At 33.4% G+C, this 3,094-nt stretch carries 3 protein-coding genes and 1 pseudogene; 3 read left to right on the forward strand and 1 reads right to left on the reverse strand.

What is annotated here, in order from left to right; translation table 11 throughout:
• Nucleotides 1–114 precede the first annotated feature (114 nt).
• Nucleotides 115–540, reverse strand: coding sequence for a MerR family transcriptional regulator (locus tag BLP46_RS12640; RefSeq protein WP_092979398.1), 426 nt, complete (start codon nt 538–540; stop codon nt 115–117).
• 144 nt (nt 541–684) lie between these two features.
• On the opposite strand from BLP46_RS12640, the pseudogene BLP46_RS12650 reads away from it, so the two are divergent.
• From BLP46_RS12650 to BLP46_RS12660, 3 genes and pseudogenes are all read left to right on the forward strand, one after another.
• Nucleotides 685–1,479 (forward strand): annotated as a pseudogene (locus tag BLP46_RS12650) (aldo/keto reductase).
• Between the two features lie 561 nt (nt 1,480–2,040).
• Entirely contained in the window at nt 2,041–2,613 is a 573-nt protein-coding gene (locus BLP46_RS12655) for a DUF6434 domain-containing protein (protein WP_092979404.1), read from the forward strand.
• Between the two features lie 73 nt (nt 2,614–2,686).
• On the forward strand, nt 2,687–3,094 hold a 408-nt coding region (locus BLP46_RS12660), incomplete at its 3' end, for a hypothetical protein (RefSeq protein ID WP_092979406.1).

Raw genomic sequence — 3,094 nt, forward strand, 5'->3', positions numbered from 1 at the left:
AAAACTTCCTTTCAAGCTTTAATTTTTCTGTTTCCATTATTGCTTGAAAGGAAGTCTATTATTCACTTTTACACAAACTTTTCGGCGGTCTCGAAAAATTCCTTACATTACTTTTTAATGATTGTCCGGCCGAGTTTGTTCTGTCCAAGTTTTAGGATTAGAGTCATCAGGAATTATGCCTGCAAGGATATCTTCATAATGCTTAACTTTATCGTCCATATATTTTGCAGTTGCTTTTGCTTCTTCAACTCGCTTGTGGGCTTGTTCTCTTTGTTTGAGAATAATTTGGTATCGGGCATTTAGGTTTTCTTTGTTTTTCTCCAAAAGGCAGAGCCGGCAGTATTCCTTTATATCTTCAATAGAAGCGCCACAGCCTTTAAGACAAGTTATGCCTTGCATCCAGTTTTCTGACTCTTTATCGAAAATTCTTCGGTTTCCGCTGTCTCTTTTGCAGGGGAGCAAACCTATGTCTGTATAGTATCTTACAGTATGCTCTGTAATATTAAATTTTTTGGCAAATTCTTTTATAGTTAAATACATTAAAATAATCTCCTAAAAAGTATTGACTTCGTGTAACTCGAAGAAGTTATACTGATTATATCACGATAAATTGTGATATTCAATTAGACAAAAGGAGATTTTATTATGCAATACATTGAATTAAATAACGGTATTAAAATGCCAATGCTCGGATATGGTACATTCCTGAATAACGGAAATGAATGTAAAAAATCAGTATGTACTGCGATTAAAAACGGATATAGATTGATTTATACAGCCGAAGCCTATGACAATGAGGAACAAGTCGGCAATGGTATAAAAGCAAGCGGTATTGCCCGCAAGGAACTTTTTATTGTAACTAAGGTTAATTTTCGTTCATATGAAAATACGAGATAAACGGTGCTTTCATCTCTTGAAAAATTAAACACCGATTATCTTGATTTGGTTCTTCTTCACTGGCCATTTGGCAATTATTATGTTGCTTGGCGAGAACTTGAAAAGTTATATGATGAAGAAAAAATCAGAGCAATAGGTGTGTCTAACTTTGACCCTGACAGGTTGATTGATTTAATCAAATTTAACAGAATTAAGCCTGCCATAAATCAAATTGAAACACACCTTTATTGTCAGCGTATAAATGAACACAAGTGGGAGAAAAAATACGGTATTGCTCATATGGCGTATGCACCTCTCGGTCAAGGGCACGCAAATGAAATGTTTGAGGAAAATGCGATAAAGGCACTTGCCGAAAAGTATAGTAAAACACCTGCACAGATTGTACTACGCTATAACATCCAAAACGATGTAGTTGTAATCCCTAAATCTGTTCACGAAAACAGAATAAAAGAAAACATCAATGTTTTCGATTTTGCTCTTACCGAAGATGAAATGGATAATCTCAAGTCTCTTGACAAAGCAAGCCCGATGATTGGTGATCCTGCAAATCCTGTTAAACAAGAATTTGCAATGACTTGGTAAGGTAGATAAAGTGACGAAAGTTTTAATATTGGGCGCAAATCTGCACAAAGATGTTCCGTGAAGAAGCGGTAAAAGAGTACGAATATAGAGCAAATACAAGATTAGGAAAGCTTGTGGCAAACAGAGAATTACCAATTTTGTATCGTGCAAAAGAAATAATTGATTTACGTAGTTGAATATATACGTTATTTGAATTTTTCGATGCAAAGACTTCAGTAAACTTCGATTAGTTAAACTACCCTTTGAGATAGGAAATCCCTTTCTTAAAGGGTCTTTCTGTTTACCCCGATACCCGTAAACCGCAAGAAAACCTAAAGCTGATATTACTCTAACTGTCAATGAAATTGAGTTTCAACTGCTCATAATAAATGATGAATCACCATAGCTTGACTTGCAATATGCAATTAATTATAATGTTTAATACAATGTAAAATTTATTGATTAATTTTTTGCGGACAAATTGTTGCATAATTATCAAAAGAAAATGTGCAGACCAAGTAGAAATTACCCATTTTTAAAATAAACAGAAATAAAAGCTGGAAGTTGTAGGAGGAAATACAAATGAGTGAAAGACCGAATTTGAATAGAGAATTGGACGGAGAAACTTTTCGAAGTTTTTATTATTTGAAGGAGGAATTGACTAATTTTTGCAGGGAAAACAATCTACCTGTTTCGGGCGGAAAGATAGAGCTTACAAATAGGATTGCATATTTTCTTGATACAGGGAAAGTATTAAAAACCTCCGCAAAAAGAAAGGCAACGATAAGTGTTGGACTAATTACAGAGAATACCGTTATAGAACCCAATATTGTATGTTCTGAAAAGCATAGAGCTTTTTTTAAGGAAAAAATAGGTAAAAGTTTTTCTTTTAATGTTTTGTTTCAAAAGTGGTTAAAAAGTAACGCCGGAAAGACTTACGGAGAAGCAATTAATGCATATTATCAGATTTTAGGAGAAAAGAAAAAGAAAAAAACAACGATAGATAGGCAATTTGAATATAATACATATATTCGTGATTTCTTTTCGGACAATCAGGGAAGAAATTTGGAAGAAGCTATTATATGCTGGAAATATAAAAAGAGTTTACAAGGACACAATCGTTATGAAAAGTCTGACCTTGTTGCGTTGGGCTGATAAATTTATATAAGATTGTGTCACCAATCAGAATTTAATATTTTTATAATAAAGAGAAACATAGGTGGAAATTTTGAAAAGCGATAAAATGGATAAAATTTTTTTAGATATGTCACAAATAAATAGTTGCACAGCTGTTTTTGGGGTTATACCTACCGGAACAACAATATACTCTATGCCTGCAAACGCTAAAGACGAATATCGAAAGTTTGCAGATGATTATGGTATTCATTTTATATTTGATGATGATATTGTAAATGTTGACTTTTACGCTGTTCCCCAAGTAGACATTGTGGCAATAGACAGCCAAGGTGGATATATGGGGACTGTCGGTGCAACAACAGATATTGAAAGTGATGCACCGATTTGTTATTTAGATAAAAACAGAAAAGTTTTTCTAATTGCCGATAGTTTAAAAGAATTTATTGAGAGCGGCAAGAATTGGAGGAATAATTTGTTACCCTATGATAAAATAGAATTA

This window comes from Ruminococcus sp. YE282 (assembly GCA_900101355.1).
In the GTDB taxonomy this organism is placed as follows: Bacteria; Bacillota; Clostridia; order Oscillospirales; family Acutalibacteraceae; genus Ruminococcoides; species Ruminococcoides bromii_A.

Coding starts and splice junctions, on each gene's coding strand:
- BLP46_RS12655 (WP_092979404.1), top strand. CDS start 2,041: ATGAGTGAAAGACCGAATTTGAATAGAGAATTGGACGGAGAAACTTTT.
- BLP46_RS12640 (WP_092979398.1), bottom strand. CDS start 540: ATGTATTTAACTATAAAAGAATTTGCCAAAAAATTTAATATTACAGAG.